Source organism: Flavobacterium bizetiae (assembly GCF_024271895.1).
GTDB classification, from domain to species: Bacteria; Bacteroidota; Bacteroidia; order Flavobacteriales; family Flavobacteriaceae; genus Flavobacterium; species Flavobacterium bizetiae.
Genome location: NZ_CP091861.1, coordinates 3,452,409 through 3,479,041, shown reverse-complemented (window position 1 = coordinate 3,479,041; position 26,633 = coordinate 3,452,409). Strand labels below are relative to the sequence as shown.

Annotated in this window: 19 protein-coding genes; 17 read left to right on the top strand and 2 right to left on the bottom strand. The window is 34.1% G+C overall.

The annotated features are described in order from the left end of the window. Positions 1–22 precede the first annotated feature (22 nt). The 17 genes from L0669_RS14980 to L0669_RS14900 all read left to right on the top strand — a co-directional run bounded on the left by L0669_RS14980 (position 23) and on the right by L0669_RS14900 (position 24,420). Positions 23–2,623 (top strand): zinc-dependent metalloprotease, encoded by a 2,601-nt coding sequence (locus tag L0669_RS14980; RefSeq protein WP_263758555.1) that lies wholly within the window; start codon positions 23–25, stop codon positions 2,621–2,623. A 25-nt stretch (positions 2,624–2,648) separates the two neighbouring features. Continuing rightward, positions 2,649–5,993, top strand: a complete 3,345-nt coding sequence (locus tag L0669_RS14975; RefSeq protein WP_263758554.1) for a SusC/RagA family TonB-linked outer membrane protein — start codon at positions 2,649–2,651, stop codon at positions 5,991–5,993. Between the two features lie 11 nt (positions 5,994–6,004). Further along, positions 6,005–7,324 (top strand): RagB/SusD family nutrient uptake outer membrane protein, encoded by a 1,320-nt coding sequence (locus L0669_RS14970; protein WP_263758552.1) that lies wholly within the window; start codon positions 6,005–6,007, stop codon positions 7,322–7,324. A gap of 59 nt (positions 7,325–7,383) precedes the next feature. Further along, positions 7,384–8,142 (top strand): LytR/AlgR family response regulator transcription factor, encoded by a 759-nt coding sequence (locus L0669_RS14965; protein WP_263758550.1) that lies wholly within the window; start codon positions 7,384–7,386, stop codon positions 8,140–8,142. 381 nt (positions 8,143–8,523) lie between these two features. Next, positions 8,524–9,168: a hypothetical protein gene (locus L0669_RS14960; RefSeq protein WP_263758549.1), complete on the top strand. Its 645-nt coding sequence runs from the start codon at positions 8,524–8,526 to the stop codon at positions 9,166–9,168. Positions 9,169–9,297: 129 nt separating this feature from the next. Then, a complete protein-coding gene (locus tag L0669_RS14955; RefSeq protein WP_263758547.1) occupies positions 9,298–9,750 on the top strand; it encodes a carboxymuconolactone decarboxylase family protein in 453 nt (150 codons plus the stop codon). 197 nt (positions 9,751–9,947) lie between these two features. Then, complete coding sequence (locus L0669_RS14950) at positions 9,948–10,286, top strand: YciI family protein (protein WP_173971627.1); 339 nt, start codon at positions 9,948–9,950, stop codon at positions 10,284–10,286. A 293-nt stretch (positions 10,287–10,579) separates the two neighbouring features. Further along, the gene (locus tag L0669_RS14945; RefSeq protein WP_263758545.1) at positions 10,580–11,821 is read left to right on the top strand and encodes an RNA polymerase sigma factor; all 1,242 of its coding nucleotides are present in this window, start codon (positions 10,580–10,582) and stop codon (positions 11,819–11,821) included. A gap of 849 nt (positions 11,822–12,670) precedes the next feature. Beyond that, a complete protein-coding gene (locus tag L0669_RS14940; RefSeq protein ID WP_263758544.1) occupies positions 12,671–14,470 on the top strand; it encodes a T9SS type A sorting domain-containing protein in 1,800 nt (599 codons plus the stop codon). Positions 14,471–14,501: 31 nt separating this feature from the next. After that, on the top strand, positions 14,502–15,986 hold the full coding sequence (locus L0669_RS14935; protein WP_263758542.1) for a hypothetical protein: 1,485 nt from the start codon (positions 14,502–14,504) through the stop codon (positions 15,984–15,986). Between the two features lie 409 nt (positions 15,987–16,395). Further along, a complete protein-coding gene (gene kaiC / locus L0669_RS14930; protein ID WP_263758541.1) occupies positions 16,396–18,066 on the top strand; it encodes a circadian clock protein KaiC in 1,671 nt (556 codons plus the stop codon). 6 nt (positions 18,067–18,072) lie between these two features. Then, entirely contained in the window at positions 18,073–18,369 is a 297-nt protein-coding gene (locus L0669_RS14925; protein ID WP_055092894.1) for a circadian clock KaiB family protein, read from the top strand. A gap of 5 nt (positions 18,370–18,374) precedes the next feature. Further along, on the top strand, positions 18,375–18,674 hold the full coding sequence (locus L0669_RS14920) for a circadian clock KaiB family protein (RefSeq protein WP_263758540.1): 300 nt from the start codon (positions 18,375–18,377) through the stop codon (positions 18,672–18,674). Between the two features lies 1 nt (position 18,675). Next, the gene (locus L0669_RS14915; RefSeq protein WP_263758539.1) at positions 18,676–19,932 is read left to right on the top strand and encodes a PAS domain-containing sensor histidine kinase; all 1,257 of its coding nucleotides are present in this window, start codon (positions 18,676–18,678) and stop codon (positions 19,930–19,932) included. 1 nt (position 19,933) lies between these two features. After that, positions 19,934–20,338, top strand: a complete 405-nt coding sequence (locus tag L0669_RS14910) for a response regulator (protein WP_173971632.1) — start codon at positions 19,934–19,936, stop codon at positions 20,336–20,338. 745 nt (positions 20,339–21,083) lie between these two features. Continuing rightward, on the top strand, positions 21,084–22,892 hold the full coding sequence (locus L0669_RS14905; protein WP_263758538.1) for a T9SS type A sorting domain-containing protein: 1,809 nt from the start codon (positions 21,084–21,086) through the stop codon (positions 22,890–22,892). Between the two features lie 52 nt (positions 22,893–22,944). After that, positions 22,945–24,420 carry a hypothetical protein gene (locus tag L0669_RS14900; RefSeq protein ID WP_263758536.1) on the top strand — a complete coding sequence of 492 codons (1,476 nt, stop codon included), beginning with the start codon at positions 22,945–22,947 and terminating at the stop codon, positions 24,418–24,420. Positions 24,421–24,496: 76 nt separating this feature from the next. Here L0669_RS14900 and L0669_RS14895 read toward each other — a convergent pair whose 3' ends face one another. Further along, complete coding sequence (locus L0669_RS14895; protein WP_263758534.1) at positions 24,497–25,510, bottom strand: zinc-binding alcohol dehydrogenase family protein; 1,014 nt, start codon at positions 25,508–25,510, stop codon at positions 24,497–24,499. 174 nt (positions 25,511–25,684) lie between these two features. Next, positions 25,685–26,563, bottom strand: coding sequence for an NAD(P)H-binding protein (locus L0669_RS14890; RefSeq protein WP_263758533.1), 879 nt, complete (start codon positions 26,561–26,563; stop codon positions 25,685–25,687). Positions 26,564–26,633: the final 70 nt, after the last annotated feature.

The window sequence follows — 26,633 nt, the reverse complement described above, 5'->3', positions numbered from 1 at the left end:
ATTAACCTAAACTTAACTTTCTATGAGAGAAAAGGCATTGTTGAGAAGTCTAAAAAATATCGCTTTAGTGATGTTAGTGCTGAATACGAGTACTATGATAGCTCAAAAAAAGAATAAAAAGAATAAAGAAGACAAAACAGAACAAGTTAAGGATTCATTAAAAAATTCGAAAGGACAAAAATATGATGACCTTATTAAAAAAGGAACATTCAAAAAAGGATTGTTCAATACCATTCAGGTAAAAACAGATCTTTATTTGGAGATCAACGATTCATTGTTTCAAAGAGAATTTTTAGTTGTAAATAAAATTTCAAATGTTCCTTTACCGGTTAATGATGCAGGTTTGAATAAAGGAATGAATTACGAAAATAAAATTATCACTTTTCATAAAGATCTTGTTGCCAAAAAAGTTTGGGTAAAATCATCTGTACCAAAAGTTTCATCGCCGGTTGGAGACGCTATTACAGCATCTGTAAACAGTAACTTCTCAGAATCTATTATAGAAGTTTTTGATATCGAAACAAAAAACAACGATTCGACATCGATAGTTATTAAAGCAAATAAGGTTTTTGACGGAAAACAAAAAAGCTTTAATGATGTTTTAAGCAATATTGGTTTTGGAGGATCTGTAAAATCTGATCTTTCGTATATAGAAAGTGTGAAAACTTTCCCTAAAAATATTGTAGTAAAATCACAATTGACTACTTCCGTAGCTGAAGGTGGTCCTGCTCTATCGGTTACGATTGGTGTAACTTCTAATATTATTTTATTGGATAAAACGCCTATGCCTGCTCGTTTTGCAGACAAACGTGTTGGATATTTCTCTGAAAAACACTGGTATTTTAGCGATAGCCAACATGCAATGTTAGAGAAAGAATTAATTACGCGTTGGAGATTAGAGCCTAAAAAAGAAGATATCGAAAAATACAAAAGAGGCGAATTGGTAGAGCCTAAAAAACCTATTGTATATTATATCGATCCGTCGACACCTAAACAATGGCGTTCTTATATTATAGAAGGTGTTCGCGATTGGCAGGCTGCTTTTGAAAAAGCAGGATTTAAAAATGCTGTAATTGCCAAAGAACCTACTGAAGAAGATACTGATTTTGATATTGATGATGTACGTTATTCGGTTATTACTTATGTGGCTTCGCCAAAATCTAACGCGATGGGACCTGCAGTTGTAGACCCAAGAAGCGGTGAAATTATCGAATCTGATATTATCTGGTGGCACAATGTAATGACTTCATTACAAAGCTGGATGCGTATTCAGACTGGTGCGATCGACCCTAAAGCAAGAGGAAACAAATTTAGTGATGAACATATGGGAGAAGCAATTCGTTTTGTATCGTCTCACGAAGTTGGACACACTTTTGGTTTAAAACACAACATGGGTGCTTCATTTGCTTACCCGGTAGAATCGTTAAGATCTCCGGCTTTTACAGCAAAAATGGGCGGAACTGCTCCGTCAATCATGGATTATGCGCGTTACAATTATATCGCACAACCGGAAGATCACGTAGAAGCTATTACGCCAAAAATTGGTGAATATGATAAATACGCTATCGAATGGGGTTACAGATGGTACGCTGATCAAACAGAAGAGCACAATGCTTTAAATGCATTAATCTCTAAACACCAAAATGATCCTGTTTATTTCTACGGAGAACAACAAGACGGAGACAGCACGATTGATCCTCGTTCTCAATCTGAAGATTTAGGTGATGACGCGATGAAAGCGAGTGAATACGGACTTAAAAACTTAAAAAGAGTCGTAAGCAAAATCCTTGAATGGACGTATGATAAAGACGAATCTTACTACCAAACCGGTAAACTTTATATTGGTGCAATTGGGCAATGGAATTTGTACAACTACCATGTATTAAGCAATGTTGGTGGTATTTACCTGAACACAACGGTTCATGGTGATAACAAACAAAGTTATGTTGCAGTTCCGGCTGCGATCCAGAAAAGAGCGGTTTCATACCTATTAAGCAATAGTATCAAACTTCCGGAATGGTTGTTTTTTAACCCGATTTTAGATAAAACAAATCCGTTGAAAGATTCTCCTCTTGGACCTTATGAGTACACTCCTTACACATTGGCAAGAGAATTACAATACGGAATTCTATACAGTTTATTAAGCGATGATCGTTTATTGCGAATTACAGAAAATGAATTGTTTCAGCGTAATGAAGCTAAAGAAAATGTGTTTACGGTAACTCAATTATTCAAAACACTTCACCAAAATATTTTTGCTCCTACGATCCAGAATAAATCACTTACGATTATGGAGCGTATGACTCAGAAAAATTATGTTGATGTATTGATTGTTTCAACAAATAAACTTTTTGAAAAAACTGATGCTAAAAAAATCATTCAGTTAGAAGAAACATTAAGCATGCCTCATTTATGTGATTATTTAGATGAATCTAAAATGGCGCGTAACATTAATCAATCTTCTCTAAAAAGAGTTTCTGAAGTTACATCTGATAAAAAAGGCGAATTGAATCAGGTGTTACAATTACTGAAAACGAAAAGAAACATCGGAAATCAGGAAACCAGAAACCATTATTTTGATTTGATTCAACGTATTGAAAAGGCTTTAAACAACACACTATAAATTAATACAATCCAAAAACAACCCAATGAAGAATTTATTTTACATGCTGAGTTTCCTTCTTGCCCTTTCGGGATATGCGCAAGAAAGGACTATTAAAGGAAAGGTACTTGATGCCAAAGACGGACTGCCAATACCAGGAGTTACTGTTTCTGTAGAGAACAGTTCCGTATCGAATAACACAGAACAAAAAGGGGTGATCCTAAGTGCAAGCCTTGGGACCGTAACCGATTTTGATGGTGCTTTTGAATTTAAAATTAACAGTAATATCAAAACTTTAAGAGTATCTTATATGGGATATTTGCCTTATACAATTGATATTACAGATAAAAACCAATACACTATTTCTTTAAAATCTGATGTTAGCGAATTAAAAGAAATTGTAGTAACAGGTTACCAAAAGATCGAAAAAAGAAAACTGACATCAGCTGTTGCAAAAGTTGAAATGGCAGATATCAAACAAGCGGGTGTGGCGAGTTTAGATCAAATGTTAATTGGTCAGGTTGCGGGTGTTGCCGTAACACAACAAACAGGAGCTCCTGGAACGATCTCTAAAATCAGAATTCGTGGTACTGCCTCTCTTAATGGTGCGCAGGATCCGTTATGGGTTTTAGATGGTTTACCACTTGAAGGAAATGATGTTCCTCAAAATTATGATAAAGACAATATCGATGTTTTAAGCAATTTTTCTATCGCAGGTTTAAATCCTGAAGATATTAAAGATATTACCATATTAAAAGATGCTGCTGCAACTGCCATTTACGGGGCAAGAGCTGCAAACGGTGTTATTGTGGTAACGACTAAAAAAGGAAAAAAAGGAAGCATGAAAGTAGATTTGAATGTGAATACTTTCGTGACTCAAAAACCTGATTTTTCTAAATTAAACCTTTTAAATTCTTCTCAAAAAGTAGATTTTGAACTTTCGCTGGCTTCAAGAGAAGATTTGACTTACAGAGACGGTAACGGAGAAATTTCCCGTATTCTTAAACAGGCTAATGAATTAGGAGCCTACAGATCGGGAGGTTTTTCGTCTCTAAGTCCAACAACACAAAACTCAATTAACGCTTTAAGAAACACCAATACCAATTGGGGCGATTTATTGTACAGAAGTGCCATCAACAAACAATATACATTAAGTTTATCTGGTGGTGGAGAAAAATCTGATTACTATTTCTCTTTAGGAGCTTACAACGAAGAAGGTGCTACTATCGGAACTGGTTTTGACAGATACAACCTTACTTTAAAAAACAACTTTGATGTAACTGATAAATTACATGTTGGAGTTGGAATTTTTGGTACGCAAAGTAAAAAATCATCTTATATTTCAGATACAGACACTTTTACAAATCCTGCTAATTACTCCAGAAACGCAAATCCATATTTAGCTCCATTAAACGCTGATGGAAGTTATAATTATGATAAAGACATGACCGGGTATGGAAATGGAAGTGTATATATTCCTTTTAATTACTTAGAAGAAAGGGAAAATACCAATTACGAATTGACTACAAGATCTATAAAAGCATTACTTGACGTTGATTACAATATTGTAAAAGGATTAAAAGCAAGTACACAAATTGGTTTACAGTTTGACAACAATGCTTCTGAAAAATATGCTGGTAAAGACACTTACTTTACAAGAAAAGAAAGAGAAAAAACAAGTGTATTTGCAAATGGAGCTTATACTTATTTCCTTCCTGTGGGCGGAATTATTCAAAATTCAAACACTGACTTTTTTCAATATAACTGGAAAACGATGTTAAACTATAGTACTACTCTTGCAGGAAAACATGAGTTAGAATTTATGGTGGGTAATGAATTAAGAAAAAACAAAAACACCTCTATTAATACAAAAGGTTTTGGTTTCGACCCGAAAACATTGACTACAACTCAAATTGTTTTTCCAACTCAGGCTTATGCATCTAATCTAAACTATAGAACGTATTTAAAGAGTGAAAACGAAAATGCATTTGCATCATTGTTCGCAACAGCATCTTATACTTATGACAGAAAATATACTTTCTTTGGAAGTGTTCGTTACGACGGTTCAGATTTATTTGGTGTAGATCCTAAATACAAATACTTACCATTATGGGCAGTTTCTGGTTCATGGGCAGTATCTGAAGAAAATTTCTTAAAAGGCAGCGAAATAGTTTCTAATTTAAGATTACGTGCGTCTTACGGTTTACAAGGAAATATCGATAAAAATACTTCTCCGTATGTTGTTGGAACAAATCAGACAACTATTATTTTACCGGGGCAATCAGAACCTATTATTACTGTAATTTCTCCTCCAAATGATAAATTAAGATGGGAAAAAACGGAGAATACCAACTTCGGGATGGATCTTGGTTTATTCAACAATCGTATCAGCATTGTAACTGATGTTTACGGAAGAAAAAGTACTGATTTAATTGGTTTACAATCACTTCCTGTTGAAAACGGTTTTGAATATACAAACGCTAACTGGGCTCAGGTAACGAATAAAGGATATGAAATTTCTTTGTCTACAAGAAACATTGACCGTCCTAACTTTAAATGGAACACGACTATTAATTTTGCTCATAATAAGAGTACTGTTGATCGTATCCAGACAAGATCTAACAGCTATTTACCTTCAAGACAAGGATTACCTGTTAATGCTGTATTTGCATTAAAAACTAACGGAATTGACGAAAGTGGTTTCCCTTTATTTGTAAATAAAAAAGGAGAAACTGTAAACACGCAAACTCTTTTTGGTCTTTTTGATCCTTATGCAGATTTTTTCCCTGGAGTTTTCTCGCAATCAAAACTTACAGATGAACAAACAAGAGATTTGTTTACTTATGTTGGAGATGCAGATCCTAAATTTACCGGTGGTATTATTAACACTTTTAAAGTTCATAATTTTGATCTTACTGTTGCTACCACTTTCAATCTTAAACAAACTGTTGTTGAAAGACCAAATTTTAATGGTACACAAGTAGATCGTGGTCAAAACTACACTACAGATATACTTAATGCTTGGTCACCTACTAATACAGGTTCGAACATACCTGGAATTACTAGTGCAACTTCAGGAACAGGAGATTCATGGATGGCTTTCCAATGGTTTTCTCCAGCAGGGGCGCCGCTTAATGTTTACAACTATTTAGATACATGGGTTCATGAAATGAGCTATATGCGTTTAAGCAGCGTTCGTTTAGGATATTCATTGCCTAAAACAGCAACAAAAACATTGTTTATGGATAGTGTTAGATTTAGTATCGAAGGAAGAAACTTATTTGTAATCAGTTCTAATTATAAAGGTTACTTTGACCCTGAAACGTACGGAAATATCTATGCACAACCAATCCCAAGATCAATATCTTTAGGATGTAACCTAACTTTTTAATCTGATTTAAAATGAAAAATATATTAAAATACGTATTCTTTGCCGGTGTAGCCATTACTACTGTAAGCTGCGATCATTATCTTGATGTTGAGCCGGTAGGTAAAGTAATTCCGGAAACTTTAACTGATTACAGAGCTGTAATGACAAGCGGTTATTCTACAACTGCTATTCATAAAGCATTATCTGCTATTAGAGCAGACGAATTGATTTTAGATGAATTTAATGATAATGCCACTTTTTACAGAGATCATTATATCTGGAACGATGCCAATCCTGATAAAACTACAAACAGTTTTCCTTACGCTGCTTTGTACAATAGAATTTTCTATACGAATGTTATCATCAATGAAGCAAGCGCAAAACTAGCGCCTTCTGCAGAGAAAGATCAACTAATAGGAGAAGCTTATGCACTAAGAGCATTAACTTATTTTGATTTATTGAATATCTTCAGTAAACCTTTTAATGCTGCAACAGCTGGAACAGACAGAGGTGTTCCATTGGCTTTACAAATAGATTTAGAGCAGGCTTACGTTCCTCAAAGTGTCGCTGTTATTTACGACCAGATTTTATCTGATAATGAAGCGGCTAGCAAATTATTGAATTTAGACACTCAGACAGCGGGTATAAACTACCGTTTTTCTAAAGCTGCTTTATATGCAATGGAATCTCGTATTTTCTTATACAGAAAAGAATGGGCAAAAGCTATTGCTGCTGCAGATAAAGCAATGACATACAAAAGTGCTTTAATCAACTTAAACACTACTGCTGCTTTACCAAATCTTTACAACGGACCAGAATCTATACTAGCACTTGAGGATCCTTTTATTAATCTTTTGAAAGGAGCATCATATGCTGCGCCAACTTTAACAGGCGTTTACGATAAAACAAACGATTTACGTTTTGCTTTATATTATCAGGCAAGCGGAAGCAGATATAGATTTAAAAAAGGTGGTGATATCGCTCAAAAATGTACGTTCAGAACATCTGAATTGTATTTGACTAAAGCAGAAGCATCGGCACAATTAAGCGATTTGCCAACAGCAAAAGCAACTGTAATCACTTTTATCAAAAACAGATACACTACAACAGCTTTTAATACATTAAGTACTTCGATTGCTACAATGACACAAACTCAGCTTCTTGAGTTTATTGCTCAGGAAAGACAACGTGAGTTTGCTGTAGAAGGTCACCGTTGGTTTGATTTAAGAAGAACAACACAAAAACAAATCAATCATACTTTTAATGATCAAGATTATACATTAATAGAAAATGATCCGCGTTATACGCTTCCATTCCCTCTTGATGCCCGTTTAAATAATCCTGATTTGTAAAAAAATTAGCTCCGTTTTTAACGGAGCTTTTTTTTTAACTTTACAGAAAATTAAACGTAATGAAAATAGTTATTATTGAAGACGAACATTTGGCTTCAAACTATCTCAAATCAATATTAGAACAACAAAGTATTATTTCGATCAATGAAATCACGGTACTCAAGTCTGTAAAAGATGCCGTAGCTTTCTTTACGAAAAATAGTGTTGATCTTGCCTTTATGGATATTCATTTAGGAGACGGAAAAAGTCTTGACATTTTTGAGCAGGCAACTGTTTCATGCCCCGTTATTTTTATTACCGCTTACGATTCTTATGCCGTAAAAGTTTTCAAACATTTCACTATAGATTATCTTCTAAAACCTTACGAAGAAGAAGAATTACATGAAGCGCTCGTAAAATACAAAAACATAAAAGAAACTTTTAATACCAACCTGATTGTTGAATCTTTGGTCGAAATTGAAAATCAAAGCAACGTTCAGCATCATTTCTTGGTCAATCACAGGGATAAGCTTCTTTCTATAAACGATACTTCAATTACCTATTTTTATGCCACAGGAAAGCATATGTTTATTTACACCAATTCCGGCAGCAGTTATTTATACAACAGCAATCTAAAAGATTTGGTAAACAAACTAAATCCTGTACTTTTCTTTAAAATCAATCGAAAATACATTATCAACCGTCATCATATTCAGGAGATAATCAAGCATTCTAGTCAGAAAATCGAGATTTTATTAAATGTTGCCATTCCGGATAGCGAGCCTATTATTTTAAGCAAAAAAGAAATTAATAATTTTAAGAATTGGCTGGATTCTTAAATTTTTTGTGTTTGACATATTTCAACACATAAAAATATCGCTATGCAATATATGTCGCTCCGCTGGAGCTTTAGCAACAATTGTATTCTTCTTTTGCTATAAATATAACGCTCCGCTGGAGCTTTCTTTACTTTTAAGGTTAATAATAAAAAGTCCCGGCGGGACGTAATATTTATAGGTAATTTAATATCCACATTTCAATAAGCCCAGTGGGGTGAAATATTTATTAGCTAGTATTTTTTTTCTCACAGATTTAGCAGATTTCGCAGATCTTTTAAAAAATCTTTTTAATCCTTTTAATCTGTGGCTATTTTTTTTCTTCAACCCTAATTAAAATTTGTTGATATTTGTAAAAGCACTTCGCTCCTACTATCCAAACAAATGAAAAAAATAATCCTAATTTCCGTTATCACATTAATCGCTTTTTATCTCATACGAGAAAAGGTTTACAAGCCTTATATGTGGAAAAAAGCCATCACTACAAAAGAACATCAGCTACAAGTAGGAAGCTTTATTTTTAGTAAAGAAACTGGTATTAACGGAAGCCAGAGTTACCAAAAATATTATTTTGTATTTAAGGTTACCGAAATCAATGGCGATTATGTCCGACTCTCGGTTATCAGGCAATTGTCTCAAAAGGATAATCTGAAGGAATCTGATTTTTCGACAACTTCGGATCAATACAAAAGTTTAAAGCAGAATATTAAAAATCTGACTATTACACCTATTTTATTTGAAGATTTATGCAAAGGCGATGGCCCGCGATTTACTTTAAATGATTATTTACTTAATAAATATCCTGTTTTAAAACAATCCACATATTATTACGAAGATATTCCCCAAGAGTCTAAAAATAAACCAATGCCGAAAAATCCAAATGATTTAGAAATGTATTTTAGTATGGTTTATTCTAAAAAAGAAATCATCGAAAAAGGACAACTTGTACCCTGGACAATGACAAATAGTTTTAATGGCAAACCTTTATTGTCTAACTATTCTAAAAATATAGATTTAATCCTCAATTAAAAACACATCAAAACCCAGCAAAATCAAGGGTTAAAAAAAACTTCGTAAAATTCTATATTTTTTTTCGAAAATTTGTCCAATCCTGAAAGTTCAGTTGTCATTAGAGTATAACATTAAAAATTATACATCATGGAAACTAGAATCAATGCATTCGAAAAAGGTCAAAAAGCGTTAAGTACTTTATTTGCCATTACAGGTTACATTAAAAAATCAGGACTTGAAAAATCGTTATTAGATTTAGTCGATTTTAGAGTATCACAAATTAATAGTTGTGCGTATTGTTTAGACATGCACTCAAAAGAAGCTTTGGCAACCGGAGAAACTCCACAACGTTTATTTGGTTTAAGCGCTTGGAGAGAAACTCCGTATTATACTTCAAGAGAAAGAGCTGCTTTGGCTTGGGCGGAAGCTGTAACGGCTTGTCAGGTTCATGACGATGTTTATGCGATCGCAAAAAGTGAATTTTCTGATGAGGAATTAATCGATCTTACACTTGTAATTACCACAATCAATACCTGGAATCGTTTTAACCTTGCATTTCCTAATACTCCGGGAACTTACAGAGTGGGACAATTTGGATAAATAAATCAGGCTGTTTTTTGTCTTTGGTAAAACACTAAATTTATATCTCAAATAAAAGACAGCTTTTTTTACTATAATATTAGACATTAGTCCCAGATAATAGATTAAAAAAGATTTTTATTTCACGCAGATTTTGCAGATTTAATTTGGAAAATCTGCGTAAAAAACATTTAAGATAAAACAATAAAATAAAAACAATGAACGAATTTATATTAATATTCAGAAGAGATTTTACCACCAAAGAAAATCAGCCTTCACCCGAAGAATTGCAACAACATTTGCAACAATGGCAAAACTGGTTTGGTGGTTTGGCCGCACAGGATAAACTTGCCAGACCTTTGCAAAAATGGGACGGACAAGGAAAAATTGTCAGCAAAGCAAAAGGAATTACAAACGGACCTTTTGTAGAAATCAAAGAATCTATTGGCGGATTGATTATCATAAAAGCCAAGGATTATGACGAAGCAGCCGAAATCGCTCAAGGATGTCCGGTTTTGAACTTGGGTGGAAATGTAGAGATACGTCAGGCGATGTAGAATTATTAAAAATTTCAATTTTTTTTAAATTCCAAATTCCAATACATTGCGCACGGATTAGGCGGGTTAAACGGGTTTTCGCTGTTTTTTTTAGGAGCTAATCCCGCTATACGTTCCAATCTTTTGTGGCGAACACCGCCACAAAAGGATTTCCACTTCTATCGGGGCTAGGACAATCATTCATAAGAGTGTTTTCGCCAAGATGACAAAGATGCCAAAAAGAAATAAACCAGCGAAAACCCGTTTAACCCGTAAAACCCGCGGGCAATATATTAGAATTTACTTTCACCACTATGAACCAAGAACTCATCCCTCATTTATTTAGAACCGAGTACCAGAAAATAGTTTCGGTTTTGTGCAATTTGTTTGGTATTCATCATATCGAAATTGCTGAGGATATTGTGAGTGATACTTTTTTGACAGCATCAGAAACATGGGCAATTAAAGGAATTCCTGAAAATCCAACGGCCTGGCTTTATATTGTGGCTAAAAATAAAACCAAGAATTATTTTAAACGAAATGATATTTTCGAAAAGAAAATTGTCACCGAAATAAAATATAATTCCGCATTAAACAATCCTGAAATCGAAATTGATTTATCTGATCAGAATATTTCTGATAGTCAGTTAGCAATGATTTTTACAGTTTGCAATCCCTGCAATTCTGATGAAGCTCAGATTGCGCTTGCCTTAAATTTACTATGCGGTTTTGGAATCAACGAAATTGCCGATGCTTTTCTTTCTAATAAAGAAGTGATTTATAAAAGAATAAATCGCGCCAAAGAAAAACTTAAGGAAGAAAACATCAAAATTCAAAACCCGAACTCAACCGAAGTACAAGAACGAATCGATACGGTTCTTAAAACCATTTATCTTTTATTTTCTGAGGGCTACTACTCTACTTCGCAAAATACGACTTTACGAAAAGATCTTTGTGCCGAAGCCATGCGTTTGACTTATTTATTAATTCAGAACAAAACGACCAATCTGCCTGCAACTAATGCATTGATGGCTTTAATGTGTTTTCATTCGTCACGATTCGATGCCCGAACAACAGAAAACGGAGAAATTATTTTATATCAGGATCAGGATGAATCGTTATGGAATCAGGAATTAATAGACAAAGGAACTTATTTTCTGAGTCAGTCTTCTACCGGAAATACACTATCTAAATACCATCTCGAAGCCGGAATTGCCTACTGGCATACGCAGAAAAAAGACACAACTGAAAAATGGCAGCATATTTTAGAATTGTATAACCATTTGATCATTTTAGAGTATTCTCCTATTGTTGCTTTAAACAGAACGTATGCTTTATCTAAAGTGGCAGGAAAACAAGAAGCAATTGTTGAAGCAGAAAAACTACAATTAACTGATAATCATTTTTATTATTCTTTACTCGGACATTTATATTCAGGGTATGATGATCAAAAAGCTTTACAACATTTTGAAACTGCCTTTGGCTTAGCCAAAAATGTTTCGGATAAAAATATCATCAACAAAAATATACTGGCACTTCCAAGCCAAAACAATTAAACGAAAGTATAAAGTATTTTCACTTTAGATTCATCTTCAAAAAACAATCTTTTCTTTTGTGTGCATTTTAATTATCACGCAAAACTTTCTATTTAATAAAAGAAACTTCAATTAAAAGTCAATCATTATTTGTTAGTAGATTATTTTCTTCTTCAAAATCTTCGTTAATGTGTTTTGGCTAAATTTTACGAATATTTTAATTTTTATCGCCACACAGTATAATTTTTTTTTAAAAATATTTAAAAATACATGATAATTTTTCAATACATTTAAAAAATACCTACCTAATTCTATTAAACCTAAATAGATCTTAAAAGTACGAAAAGCTTATTTATTACAAGATTAAAGTGAAATGCCCATCAGATTGTTTCACAAATTAACACATTGTTCCATCATTCACTCTTTGCCAACAGATTAGACATCATACACGATTCTCTTAAATAACTATTTTACTACAAGCCGTTCTTATTTTTTATACCATTATTCTTACCAATTGATGCTTCAATAAAGTAAAAATAATTTCGATTTCATGAATTTTATTTACCCAAATCTAAAAATATCATATGAAAATTAGAAAGTTACAGTTATTACTACTCTTATTTTTTAGTGTAACTTTTAAAAGTGCCGCTATGCCCTTTCCTCCGCAGCCACAATCTATACCCCCTCCTGTAGGTGATCCGGTACCAATAGACAGCGAAATATCTATACTATTCGCAGGCGGTGTTTTGTTGGGCATTTTTTTTCTCTTAAAAAGAACAAAACCTATCTCAAAATCGATCGTCGAAAAATCAAATAGGTCATGATACAAGTAAAAATCAAACTTTATTAATGTCCTAAAAAATGAAAATCATGAAAAAAACTACTTTACTCATTTTGATTCTGGCAACTACAAAATCCATCTCACAGATTTATTTTAGTCCCAATGCAAACATGTATGTAAAAAATGAAGTCTTATATGTTCAGCAGGATATTAATTTAGCTTCAAGTTCAAATTTATATTTAAGAAATAATTCGCAATTATTACAGGGAACTTTGGGAGCTTCTATCAATACAGGGTCAGGTGTTGTCTCTGTTTATCAGGAAGGCACTTCAGACAATTTTGATTATAACTATTGGTGTTCACCCGTAGGAAATGCTTCTGCTGTTTCCGGAAATGAAAACTTTGGAATCACAATGTTAAGCAGACCAACAACTTCTATAGCTTCGACAACGACTGTTATTTTAGCTCCGGCTAATTCTAACGGAACTTCCAACCCACTGGCAATAGCTTCAAAGTGGATTTATAAGCTCACTAACGCCAATAATTATTCGCAATGGGTTTTCGTTGGCGGAGCAACAACATTAGCTCCCGGCGAAGGTTTTTCGATGAAAGGTACTAGCGGAACAGATGCAACAGACCCTGAAGGAACCGGACTAACCAACAATTCAGGAAGTGCGCAGAGATATGATTTTAGAGGAAAACCAAATGATGGAACTATCACTATTACTTTAGGTATCAATAATGCAACCCTAACCGGGAATCCTTATCCATCAGCTTTGCATTTAAATGCTTTTCTTTTAGACGGTTCGAACGCGGCAACTGGTGGCATCGCCTACTTTTGGGAACAGGATAAAACAGTACACTCTCATACTCTTATCAACTACAGAGGAGGCTACGGATCCTATTCTCCTGTAAGTTTAGGGGCTGCTGGTGTCTATACCCCCGCTACTTTTAGTTCGTATAACGGAGATGGTTCAGTAAACGCCGGTGGTTCATCATCCGGACTTATAATAAGTAGAAAATATTCTCCTATAGGTCAGGGATTTGTTATTAGTGGCATTGCAAGCGGATCTGCCACATTCAAAAATAGTCATAGGATGTTTATGAAAGAAAGCGCTGGTTCGTCTCAATTTGAAAGACAAACTCCAAAAGAAAAAAACGCTAAAAAAGGAAATTCCGCCGAAGAAGCTGGTGAAGAGGTTTCGCATTTTAAGTTAAATACAATCATTGACAATCAATTTACAAGACAATTAGCATTAGCTTTTGTACCAACAGCTACTGATGAAGTTGATTATGGAATTGATGCACTAAATATGGATGATGCGCTGCCTAACGATGTTACTTTTTTGATAGAAAACGGCAGCTATGTTATTCAGGGGATCAATTTTGATGAAACAAAGAAAATTGCACTTACTGTAAAAGCTACCGTTACAGCTAGTTTTAAATTTTCTATTCCCGAGGTGATAAACTTCGACAATACACAGAAGATTTACATTTATGATGCTCTTAACGATTCTTATCATGACATCAAAAATGGAACTTACCAAGTTACTGTTGCGCCCGGAGTTTACAATGACCGCTTTAAAATCACCTTTAAAGATACTGTTACACTTGGCATTGGTAATAATACTGCAAAACAATTTTTCATTATTCAGGATAACGGTAATAGTAAACTAAGAGCCGAAAATCCTCATAATTTAAATCTAAAATCATTTAAACTATATGATGTTTTAGGCCAAACTGTACTATCAAAAAAAGATTTGGGAACAGATCAGGATTATACTTTTTCAACCAGCGGACTAAGCAGCGGCGTTTACATTACAGAGTTCTTAACAATTGATAATGAAAGATTCACTGAAAAAATTATCATATCAAATTCAGGTAAATAAAATATACACCAACTCACTAAAATTAAAAATTATGATCACTAAATCTTTTCTTCAAAATAATAAAGTAGTAATGTTCCTTTTTTTCCTTCTTTTTACTTTAACAGGAAATGCTCAAATCGGGATTGGAACAGTAACACCCAATATAAGTTCTGTTTTGGATGTCACATCTGGCACAAAAGGAATGTTGACGCCCAGAATGGGAACAATACAAAAAAACGCTATTGCAACTCCGGCAGAGGGATTAATTGTTTATGATACTGATTTGAAAACATTTTATTATTATTCAACCGGTTCCTGGGTACCAATTGTTAGCGGCGTACCAGGCCGAATCAATTTTAAACGTATAAAATCTACAGATGTTTTAGCAACGGTTTTAGCTGCTGAACTTGCTGTAGGAGGAGGATCAAAATATGTTTTAAATTCTAATACATTGTATGAAATTAATGGTACAGTACCATTTAATTTTCCTATTGATTTAAACAATGCGTATGTTCAAGGATTGGATACCAATAACGATATTATCATAAGAACTTCAGGAAATATTTTTGAAGGAGCAAATGGAGGAAGCATCAAAGGTGTAACCATTATAGCTACAGCAGGAAACGTATTTAACCTTAGTGGGGCAGCAACGCAAAATTTAATATTCAGGGATTGTGTTGTGGCAAATTCTAATACAGTGGGTACAATTTCAGGTTTTGGATTAGTATTTTTAAGTATCATTCAGTTTTCCGCAAATACAAACGGAATCATTTATAACAACATAAACCAATTGTTACTTAGTAACCAAGGATGGTTTGCTAATAACACAGGAACTTATGAAAAACTTACAGGAACTTTTATGCTTGTCGAAAAACAAGGCGGCTTTAGTCAGGTTGAAGGTAGCGCAGTGGGTTTTGACGTATCCTCAAACCCAGTTATCAGTGGTGATGCCGTTTTAGAATCAGTTGTATTTACAGGTGGAAATGCTGCGGGATATGTAAAACCCTATACGGCAGGAACGTATTCAGGTTATAATTTTACCAACAGTTGGACTGTAAGAGCTGCCGGAATACCTACGGAGGCAGATGCAAATGCGGTTGGCGATTTTGCGATGGATTATGCAGTTGGATCGGGAGCTAATACTTCTTTCACATCATCAAATCCAAGTACTTCAGTAAAAGTTAACGGAAATTCAACATCGTACAATTTATTTCGATTTGCTTTAGATGTAATTCCTAATAACAATAACAGATTAAGATATGTGGGAAAAAAGAAAAGAATTTTTCAGATTGCAGGATCTATTTCTTTTCAGGTTCCGGGAATAGCCGTCTATATTATTTATATAGCGAAAAATGGGGTACCATTGAATCAATACAAAATTTATGGAAGAGGGGCAGTTGTAAATGATATTGTCGTTCTTCCTTTAAATGGATCTGTTGAATTATCAAATAATGATTATATAGAAGTATATGCACAACGCTACTCAGGAGTAACAGGCGATATATTAGTACCAAATATGGCAATCACTATTAAATAATTTGATCCTTATTTTAAAGGTTAAATATTAATTCAAAACAAAAGGGAATAGCTAATTACTATTCCCTTTCTGTTTAATGTATTTGAAGCATTCTTTATTCATCAAATTATATTCACGCTATGATGACAAAAGGGTTACGAGCACTTTGAAACCGGTTTGATTTGTTTAATTCTAATTCTGAAAAAAAACAATATTGCCTAAATATAAAAAAAATCACAGGTCAAATATAAAATCTCCATAATAAATTGTTTTATAATTTACTTTAAATTTTACATTATTCCCATGTTTAGAATAAAAGCATTCCTAAAAAATTTCATTTTAATCTAAACAGCTGTTAAATCTTTAATAAATATTAATTGTTAATATTCTAGGAAAACGTATATTTGAGTAACATAGAATATTAAATAGCGTGCAAGAACAATCAAAATCACATAGTTTTATATTTCCCAAAACTCCTACGGGAGTAGACGGCCTTGATGAAATTACTGATGGTGGATTTCCGAAAGGACGACCAACTTTAATTTGCGGTGGCGCCGGCTGCGGAAAGACATTGTTATCAATGCAGTTCCTTATTAAAGGTATTACAGAATATAACGAACCCGGAGTTTTCATGTCGTTTGAAGAACCATCGGATGATCTTACTTTAAACGTAAAATCCCTTGGCTTTGACCTCGAAAAACTCAAAAAAGATAAAAAACTCGTCGTAGATCACGTAAGAGTTGAAAGATCTGAAATCGAAGAAGCAGGCGAATACGATCTTGATGGATTATTCATCAGGTTAGGACACGCCATTGATTCTATAAAAGCAAAACGAGTGGTACTCGATACTATAGAATCTCTTTTTGCGGGTCTTGATAATCAGGCGATTCTTAGAGCAGAACTGCGAAGATTATTTCATTGGCTAAAAACCAAAGGTGTAACAGCAATTATTACAGGAGAACGCGGAGAAGCAACTTTAACGCGTCAGGGACTTGAAGAATACGTTTCTGATTGTGTAATTGTGCTGGATCATCGTGTAATCGAACAGGTTTCGACCAGAAGACTTCGTATTGTAAAATACAGAGGATCAACGCATGGTACAAATGAATACCCGTTTCTTATTGATGAAGACGGAATTTCGGTTTTGCCTATTACATCGCTAAAACTGGATAATGAAGTTTCATCAGATATTATTTCGACGGGAGTTCCGGGATTAAATGATATGTTTCAGGGTGGCGGATTTTACCGTGGAAGCAATATTTTAGTTTCAGGAACAGCAGGAACGGCTAAAACCACTATTGCGTGTTATTTTGCCAATGAGCAATGCGAAAAGAAAGAAAAAACAATTTATTTTGCGTTTGAAGAATCACCTCAACAATTGGTTCGCAATATGAAATCGATTGGTATCGATCTTGAAAAACATATTAATGATGGTACTCTTCAAATTCATTCTTCACGTCCGTCCCTTAATGGTCTCGAGCTGCACTTGCTTACGCTCCGCAAATTAATCAGGGAATTTAAACCTACTACAATTATTATCGACCCTATTAGTAATTTAATTACAGTGGGAAGCGAACATGAAGTACGATCAATGTTGGTGAGGCTTATTGATATGCTGAAAGCCAATAATATTACGGCGCTTTTTACCTCATTAAACAAACAAACCGATAATTTTAGGCCGGATCTTGCCGAAGAATCTGTATCGTCATTAGTAGATACCTGGATTACAGTTCGTGATATGGAAGGAATTGGCGAAAGAAATCGTGGAATTTTTATTGTAAAAGCCCGAGGAATGGGACATTCTAATCAGGTTAGAGAATTTGTAATTACCAATAAGGGAATAGAATTATTAGATGTAGAATTAGGTCCTCAGGGTATACTGACGGGTGCTGCAAGACAATCGCATCAATTGAAGAAAACCATATCTGAGATTAAGCTTCAAAACGAAATTAGCCGAAAAGACAGAGAAATTGAGCGTAAACGCAAAGTTCTTGAAGCTAATATTGAATCACTTAAAACTGAATTCGAATCGGCACAAGAGGAACTAAGTATCCTTAAAGCAACCGAAGAATTACAGGAAAAACTAAGTTCGAAAAAATAGAATAAAATGAAAAAAGAAGCTGTAGCCGAATGGCAGTTAAGACTATATATTGCAGGTCAAACGCCAAAGTCAATAACGGCACTGGAAAATATAAAAAAATACGCCGAAGAACATTTGAAAGGAATTTACAGCATCGAAATTGTAGATTTGCTTAAAAATCCGCAATTGGCAGAAGGTGATCAGATTTTTGCTGTACCTACATTAGTGAGAAAATTTCCAGAACCTATTCGCAAGATCATTGGTGATCTATCGAATGAAGAACGAGTACTTGTTGGGCTAAACATAAAACCCTTAAACTCTTAAAAAAAATGGACGATTCCTCTGATGGCTCAAGTACAACCAAACATAAATTTATGCTTTTTGTTTCGGGTATGTCTGTTAAATCAGGCCATGCCATCGAAAACCTGCGTAAAATCTGCGATCAATATCTCAAGGATGCTTACGAACTCGAAATCATAGATATTAGTCGTGATACAGAACAAGCTGTAATACATCAAATAGTAGCGATACCTACTCTGATAAAAACAAATCCTGCACCAAGACGTATAATATTGGGCGATTTATCAGACAAAGAAAAGGTATTAAGAATCCTAAACATACGCAAATAATTTGAAGGATAATAATACAAATATAGAATCCCTAAAAGCTCAAATAGCTGCCTTAAAAGAACAACTTTATGAATCTAATAGTATTGTTGATGCCATAAAGCAAGGAGATGTAGATGCGCTTGTAGTGAATGCAAACGGAACTCCTCAGCTGTATTCGCTCGAAACTGCCGACTATACTTTTAGGTTACTAATAGAGAAATTTGCTCAGGGCGCATTAAGCATTTCCAGAAATGGACTAGTATTGTATTGTAATGACTTTTTCTCAAAACTGATAGGAATTCCGGCTGAAAAAATAATTGGAAGCTACCTTTACGAATACTTTAATAGTCAGGATAATTTTGTTCCGATGATTGAAGCGTTAAAATACGGCATTACTACGCACGAAATTGTATTTAAAACCGAGACTTACAGAAATACTTTTCCAGCCTATATTTCAGTAACGGATCTTGAGCCTGCCGTTCAGGGAATTGGAATTATAATTACGGATCTTACCGAGAAGAAAAAACATGAAGATGCTTTAATAAAACATCAAAAAGACCTTGAAGAAAAAATTCATGAACTCAATAAAACAAATGATAATCTTGAAGAGTTTATTCATGTAATATCGCACGATCTTAAAGAACCGCTTAGAAAAATTGTCATGTATAATGGCCGAATTGATGGAAGTTATCTTTCTGAAACTGATGCCAAATCGATGAGCGTTATGAAAGCAGCAGCTTTACGCTTAAATTCATTGGTAGATGATTTAGTGAGCTATTCTTCTCATACCGCACAAGAAGAACGTACCGATGTTAATCTTGTAGATATTATTCGGGAAGTTAGTGAAGATTTAGAGATTATAATGTCTGATAAAAAAGCAGTTATCAAAATAGGAAAATTGCCTACGCTAAAAGCTTCCAGAGTACAAATGCGTCAGCTTTTTTCTAATCTAATTTCAAACGCGATTAAATATAGTAGAAAAGATAATTTTCCTGTTATCGAAATCTCACAAATTGATAATTTTGAATCCGAAATTACAAATCTGTCCGATCAGTTTATCAAAATTCAGATCAAAGACAACGGTATTGGAATGGAACAGAACCATTTGTTGAAAATTTTCACTATATTTCAGAGATTGCACGCCAAAAACGAATATTCCGGTAACGGTATAGGTCTTGCAATTTGCAAAAAAATTATGGAGAACCATTCAGGAAATATTACTGTAGAAAGTAAACTGAATGAGGGTACCATATTTAACCTTTATTTCCCAATCTTATAAAATGCCAAACTTATATAACTTACATATTATTATTGCCGAAGATGATATCGATGATGCGGATATAATCTGTCATACCTTTAATAAAAATCCGGATTTTGCAAAAGTAAGCCTCGTGGCTAATGGCGAAGAGCTTTTAAATTTTTTAGAAGATGCTTCAAATGAAATCCCTGATATTATTCTTACTGATATCAATATGCCTATACTTGACGGTATCGAGGCATTACAGCAAATTTTAAACAATAACAATTTAAAAACGATTCCATGCTTTGTTTATTCCACAAGCATTAATCCTGTTTATAAAGAAAAATGCGATTTGATGGGCGTAAAAGCTTATTTGATAAAACCCTATTCGATAGAAGGGTTTGATGAAATTCCTAAAAGTATTCTCTCCATCATTGAACAATAAGCGACGCTTAAATAATAAAAAACTCCTTAATACTTACAAAAAAAGAGCTGATCTCGTTATGATCAGCTTTTTTTTGTTTTACTTCATTTGATTAGATTTTATTAAACTAATTGCCTTTTTACTTCATTTTTCACAATAGATTACTTCTCTTAAAAACGCGATGTTAACATCAGAATTTACTTAAAATAATATCGACAAACAGTCATATAATACGATTATATTCAATATATTAGAGTAAACATCTTATTTATACTACAAGAGTGATTTGTTAAAAAAATACGAAAACTCTAATTTATGTAAGATAAGTACGTGTTTTTTTATCAGATTGATTTACGTTTTAACAGATTATCTTATTTTCATTTCGTAGCCAAAAAATTACATTTAAGCACATTTTTATCTAAACCAACAAATTTTTACAGGCCGTTCTTTTTTTTATAAAATTATTCTTACCGATTAAATTATCGATACGTAATAATTTTTCTTTTTCATGAATTTTATTTACCCAAATCTAGAATTACCTATATGAAAGCCAGAAAGTTACTATTAGCCTTATTTTTTTGCATTACGTATACCAGTCATGCCATGCCCGATCCCCCCGTACCTCAGCCACGAGGTATACCTCCGGTTGGTGATCCAGTACCCATAGATAGTGAAATCGCAATACTTTTTGCAATTGGAATTTTGCTTGGCATATTTTTTATCTTAAGAAAATCAAAATCAACAGTTTAATCTTTTATCATAAGTTATGAAAAAAACGATACTACTTATTTTGATACTGACCACTACAAAATCAGTTTCACAAATTTATTTCAGTCCAAGTGCATATATGTATGTAAAAAGTGAAGTACTTTTTGTTCAGCAGGATATTAATTTAGGCGCAGGCTCGAATTTGTATTTACGAAATAATTCTCAATTGGTACAAGGAACCACTGGAACTTCAACTAATAGCGGAACAGGAACTGTATCTGTTTATCAGGAAGGCACTACAAACAATTACAGTTATAATTATTGGTGCTCACCCGTTGGAAGTACTGTTCCGGCAGATAATGGACAATTTGGAATCACGATGTTAGGCAGACCTACAAGTGCTACTATATCTACTCCTGCTACTATTTTACCAGCAACCACTTCTGACGGAACATCATCTCCGCTTGCAATAGCCTCAAAATGGATTTACAAGTTAAGTAGTGCTACTAGTTATTCGCAATGGGTTTTCGTTGGCAATACTACCACACTCGCTCCCGGAGAAGGCTTTTCTATGAAAGGAACCAGCGGAACTGATAGCACAGATCCAGAAGGAACGGGAGTTACAAATAATCCCGGAAGTGCCCAGCGATATGATTTTAAAGGAAAACCAAATGATGGTACTATAACTATTATATTGGGTGCTAATAGCAGCACTTTAACGGGAAATCCGTATCCTTCAGCTCTAAATTTAAATGAGTTTCTTTTTGATAGCGAAAATGCGGCGACTGGTGGTGCCGCTTATTTTTGGGAGCAGGATAAAACAGTAAACTCTCACACGCTTATAAATTACAGAGGAGGTTATGATTCTTATGCGCCTATGACCAGAACAAGTCAAGGTGTTTACACCCCCGCAACATTTAGTTCTTATAATGGCGATGGATCAATGAATCCTGGTGGTTCGCTATCTCCGCTTTCAATTAATCGCAGATATTTACCTATTGGTCAAGGATTTGTTATTAATGCTACTGCAACAGGAACTGCAAAATTCAAAAATAGCCACAGAATATTTATGCAGGAAGCTCCAGGTTCATCACAATTTGAAAGACCAGCTTCAAAAGACAAAAACACCAAAAAAGAAGACGTTTCAGCAAAAAATACTGAAGAAGTAGTGGAGCAAGTTTCGCATTTTAAACTAAACACCATCATCAACAACCAATTTACCAGACAATTAGCATTGGCTTTTGTACCCGAAGCGACTGATGGAATAGATTACGGAATGGATGCATTAAACATGGATGATGATTTACCCAGTGATGTTACTTTTTGGTTAGAAGATGGAAGCTACGTTATTCAGGGAGTCAATTTTGATGAAAATAAAAAAATAGCACTTATAGCAAAAGCAACTACAAATACAACCTTTAAATTTTTCATTCCGGAAGTCATCAACTTCGATCCAAATCAGAAGATTTATATTTATGATGCCCTTGATGATTCCTATCATGACGTTAAAAACGGAACTTACGAGGTTAGCGTTACTCCGGGCGTTTACAATGACCGCTTTAAAATTACTTTTAAAGATGCTACTACACTTGGTGTTGAAAATAATTCACTAAAACAATTTTTCATCAGTCAGGATAATATCAATAAGAATTTAAAGGCTTCAAATCCAAATAATTTTGCGTTGAAATCTTTTAAACTTTATGATGTCTTAGGCAAAACAGTATTGTCTAAAAAAGATTTGGGAACGGATGAAAATTATACTTTTTCTACCACGGGATTAAGCAGCGGAATTTACATCTCTGAATTCTTAACAACCGATAATCAAAGATTTATTGAAAAAATTGTCATTTCAAATTCAGGTAAATAAAACTTAAAACATTGGATCAAAATATTATACCACTAACTAATACTTAGCAATTATGAGCACTAAACTTACTTTACAGAATCATAAGACATTTTTATTGTTGTTTTTCTTTCTTATTACTTTTATAGGAAATGCACAAATTGGAATTGGAACAACAACGCCGGATGCTACTTCTATTTTAGATATTACCTCTACAACAAAGGGAATGTTAGCTCCCAGAATGACAACCGTTCAGAGAAATGCAATAACAACTCCTGCTCAGGGATTATTAGTGTATGATACCGATTTAAAATTATTCTACTATTATTCCTCTCCAAGTGGTTGGTTACCACTTTTAAACAGTTCAGTAGGAAGAACTAATTTTAAACGTGTAAAATCTGCAGCTGATCTGGCACCGGAACTTGCAGCCGGAGGATCTGTTTATCAGTTAAGTTCAAATACCCTATATGAAATAAATGGATCAATAACGCTCGCTGCACCTATTAACTTAAATGATGCTTATGTAACCGGAATTGACACAAACGAAGATATTCTAACATTTCCAGGTGGAATTATTTTTTCGGGAAGTAGTGGTGGTAGTATTAGAAATGTTACTTTAAAAGCAGCAGCAAGAGCTTTTAATATTACTGGTGGAACTTCGCTTTTGGTTCAAAATACAATAATAGACGGAATGACCACAAATGTGGGAACCATTGCAAATGTAGGATTATATTTTGGTAACATAATTCAATTTGTTAACAATACCAGCGGGATTACGTATTCTGCTATTGGTAGTTTACTACTCAACAACCAAGCTTGGACTAGTTCTAATAATGGAACTTTTGAAACATTTACAGGCATATTTTGGCTAATAGAAAAAAATAGTGGTTTTAGCACTGTAGATGGAAGTGATTTAGCAATGGACGTCAGTGCAAGTGATCTTAGTGTAGGTACAGGAACTTTATTGGGTACAGTTTTTTCAGGTACAACAACAAATACTGCAGGTTATGTAAAAGGTTACCCTGCTGCTTCAACCTATACAGGCTTTCTTTTTAGTAATGCATGGACAGTAGATTCTCCTGGCATACCCAAAGAATCTGATGCAGATGCTACCGGAGATATTAATCTTAATGCACCTGTTGGAAGTGGTATTTCTTCAACATTTTCTGCTGGAACAGGAACATCAACTAGAAGAAAAGTAGCAGGAACTACTACTTCTAATAATCTATTTCGTTTTGCAAAAGATGGAGATAATAGAATAGTTTATAAAGGAACTAAAACCAGATATTTTCAGGTTGCAGCTTCCGTTTCTTATCAAACTAATACTGATGCAACCTTAATTTTATATATAGCGAAAAATAATATCGTTCTTACTGAAACCAAAGTATATGGTAAAGGTGGTGGTGGTTTATTATCCACTTCTCCTATTATAGCTTTACCTATTATAGGAGCAGTACAAATGAAAACAAATGATTTCATCGAAATTTGGGTAGAGCGATTTGATGGAACCGCAACAATGTCCACGGTTTCCCTAAATTTAACGGCAAGATAATTTTTCACAAGAGAAATAGAAGTAAAAAAAGGGAATAGAAAAATAATTTCTATTCCCTTTTTAATTTGAATTTATATTAAAACTTAATAGCAATCTTACCAATAGTCTTTCCAGATTCCAGCAACTCATGCGCCTTTTTAAAATTATCTGCTGTAAGTCCGATAAGCGTTTCGTTTAAAGTAGTTTTTAATGTTCCATCATCTAAAAGATCCGCTATTTTATTGAGAATAGTATGTTGTTCCTGAATATCGTCGGTTTCAAACATCGAACGCGTGTACATTAATTCCCATGAAAAGGATGCGCTTTTATTTTTTAGCTTGTTCAACGCTACAGGATCACTACTTCCGGTAATAGACGCAATATGTCCTTGAGGTTTTATCAATTCGACCATCGTATCCCAATATGCATTCGTATCTACAAAATCTACAATAAAATCTACGTATTGAAATCCCGCTTCACGAACCGAAGCAACCAAATCTTTATGATCTACGACAAAATCAGCGCCTTGTTTTTTACACCAATCGATAGTTTCCGGACGGGATGCTGTTGCAATAACGGTTAGTCCGGCAATTTTCTTAGCCAGTTGAATCGCAATCGAACCTACTCCGCCAGCACCACCAATAATTAAAATCGATTTTCCTTTATCTTTTTCAGGATTAATTCTGATACGATCAAATAGTATTTCCCAAGCCGTTAAACCTGTTAAAGGTATTACAGCAGCTTCTTCGATAGTTAAAGACGTTGGTTTTTTCCCTACAATTCGTTCATCGATTATCTGATATTCGGCATTGCTTCCTTGTTTGGTAATATCTCCGGCGTAAAATACGGAATCGCCAACCTCAAATAAACGAACGTTCTCTCCTACCGCTTCAACAATTCCTACGGCATCCCAACCAATAATTTTTGGCGTTTCTAAAACAGTATCTTTTGCACTATTCTGACGTATTTTAAAATCTACAGGATTTACAGATACGGCACTTATTTTTACTAATAAATCATGCGAACCCGGAATAGGTTTTGCAGTTTCAAATGCTACAAAGCTCTCTTCTTCGGTTATGGGTAATGATGTCTTAAATCCTATAGCTTTCATCTTTTTAAATTTTTAGTTGTCATTGTACTACAAAGATACTAGCTGATCTAATTTTAAGAATGGTATAAGTTGATTGTATATCTGTATATTTTTATCAGCTCAAAAACTCTTTCATTATAACATACAAAAAAAGCCAATTTTACAACTGGCTTTCTTTTTTATAAAATAGTGTGATTAAAATTGAGCAGCAAATTCCTTTGCAAAATCTTCTAATTTAATTTTTCCATCAACCGGAAATTGGTTGCTTAAAAAATGCTCCTGAATCTTACCACTTCTTAAACCTGAACCCATTTCTGCATATAATTCGGCCATTTCTATTGGTAATCCTGCTTCTTTCATTCCGCCAAGCGCCTGTTCATCCGTAAACTCAATCCATGGTAATTCTGGTTTATCAATAGCTAAACCTAAAGCTTTTGCAACATCACCTGGCGTTTTTACATCACTCACAATATAACGAATGTTTTTTCCTGATGGAGTTTTTTGTAACTCTTCGGCAACTGCAGTTGCAATATCAACCGGATGCACAAACGGAATCACGGTTGTCGCTCCATAATTAGAACCTATAATCCCCGCTCCTTTAATCATCGGAACATCATTGTACAAATTGGTATAGAAAAATCCGGCACGAAGAAAAGTCAGCGATACATTTTCTAATCCTTCATATATTTTTTCGATATTATAAAGTCCCGCAATTGGTCCTGTACCCGCAGGCAAATCGGCACCAATACTACTTAGCATCACTACTCGCTTTACTCCTGCTTCGCTAATTGCTGTTGCCAATGCTTGTCCTGCGGCTGTTGTATTAGCAATAATATTAGATCCTCCTAAATTTGGCGGAGTCATAGCAAAAACGGCATCAGCAGCTTTAAATGCGCTTTTAAGAAAATTCACATCGCTTACTGAACCTATAGCTGCTTTTGCACCCAGAGCTTCAATTGCTTCAACTCTGTCAATATTGCTTGTTATTACAGTTACTTCATGGCCTGAAGCAATCAATTTTGCTGTTAACGGTTTTCCTATATTTCCTAAAGAACCTGAGATTGTAATTTTCATAACTAATTTATTTTTTTATTATCTGTAACAAAGGTATATTTGTACTTACTTTTATACAAGTACTTACCCT

What these genes read in the sequence shown, in the direction of transcription:
- L0669_RS14965 (WP_263758550.1), top strand. Translation starts at nt 7,384, where the DNA reads ATGAAAATAGTTATTATTGAAGACGAACATTTGGCTTCAAACTATCTC.
- L0669_RS14905 (WP_263758538.1), top strand. Translation starts at nt 21,084, where the DNA reads ATGAAAAAAACGATACTACTTATTTTGATACTGACCACTACAAAATCA.
- L0669_RS14925 (WP_055092894.1), top strand. Translation starts at nt 18,073, where the DNA reads ATGAAAAAAGAAGCTGTAGCCGAATGGCAGTTAAGACTATATATTGCA.
- L0669_RS14935 (WP_263758542.1), top strand. Translation starts at nt 14,502, where the DNA reads ATGATCACTAAATCTTTTCTTCAAAATAATAAAGTAGTAATGTTCCTT.
- L0669_RS14970 (WP_263758552.1), top strand. Translation starts at nt 6,005, where the DNA reads ATGAAAAATATATTAAAATACGTATTCTTTGCCGGTGTAGCCATTACT.
- L0669_RS14955 (WP_263758547.1), top strand. Translation starts at nt 9,298, where the DNA reads ATGGAAACTAGAATCAATGCATTCGAAAAAGGTCAAAAAGCGTTAAGT.
- L0669_RS14890 (WP_263758533.1), bottom strand. Translation starts at nt 26,563, where the DNA reads ATGAAAATTACAATCTCAGGTTCTTTAGGAAATATAGGAAAACCGTTA.
- L0669_RS14960 (WP_263758549.1), top strand. Translation starts at nt 8,524, where the DNA reads ATGAAAAAAATAATCCTAATTTCCGTTATCACATTAATCGCTTTTTAT.
- L0669_RS14900 (WP_263758536.1), top strand. Translation starts at nt 22,945, where the DNA reads ATGAGCACTAAACTTACTTTACAGAATCATAAGACATTTTTATTGTTG.
- L0669_RS14950 (WP_173971627.1), top strand. Translation starts at nt 9,948, where the DNA reads ATGAACGAATTTATATTAATATTCAGAAGAGATTTTACCACCAAAGAA.
- L0669_RS14975 (WP_263758554.1), top strand. Translation starts at nt 2,649, where the DNA reads ATGAAGAATTTATTTTACATGCTGAGTTTCCTTCTTGCCCTTTCGGGA.
- L0669_RS14910 (WP_173971632.1), top strand. Translation starts at nt 19,934, where the DNA reads ATGCCAAACTTATATAACTTACATATTATTATTGCCGAAGATGATATC.
- L0669_RS14920 (WP_263758540.1), top strand. Translation starts at nt 18,375, where the DNA reads ATGGACGATTCCTCTGATGGCTCAAGTACAACCAAACATAAATTTATG.
- L0669_RS14980 (WP_263758555.1), top strand. Translation starts at nt 23, where the DNA reads ATGAGAGAAAAGGCATTGTTGAGAAGTCTAAAAAATATCGCTTTAGTG.
- L0669_RS14895 (WP_263758534.1), bottom strand. Translation starts at nt 25,510, where the DNA reads ATGAAAGCTATAGGATTTAAGACATCATTACCCATAACCGAAGAAGAG.
- L0669_RS14945 (WP_263758545.1), top strand. Translation starts at nt 10,580, where the DNA reads ATGAACCAAGAACTCATCCCTCATTTATTTAGAACCGAGTACCAGAAA.
- L0669_RS14940 (WP_263758544.1), top strand. Translation starts at nt 12,671, where the DNA reads ATGAAAAAAACTACTTTACTCATTTTGATTCTGGCAACTACAAAATCC.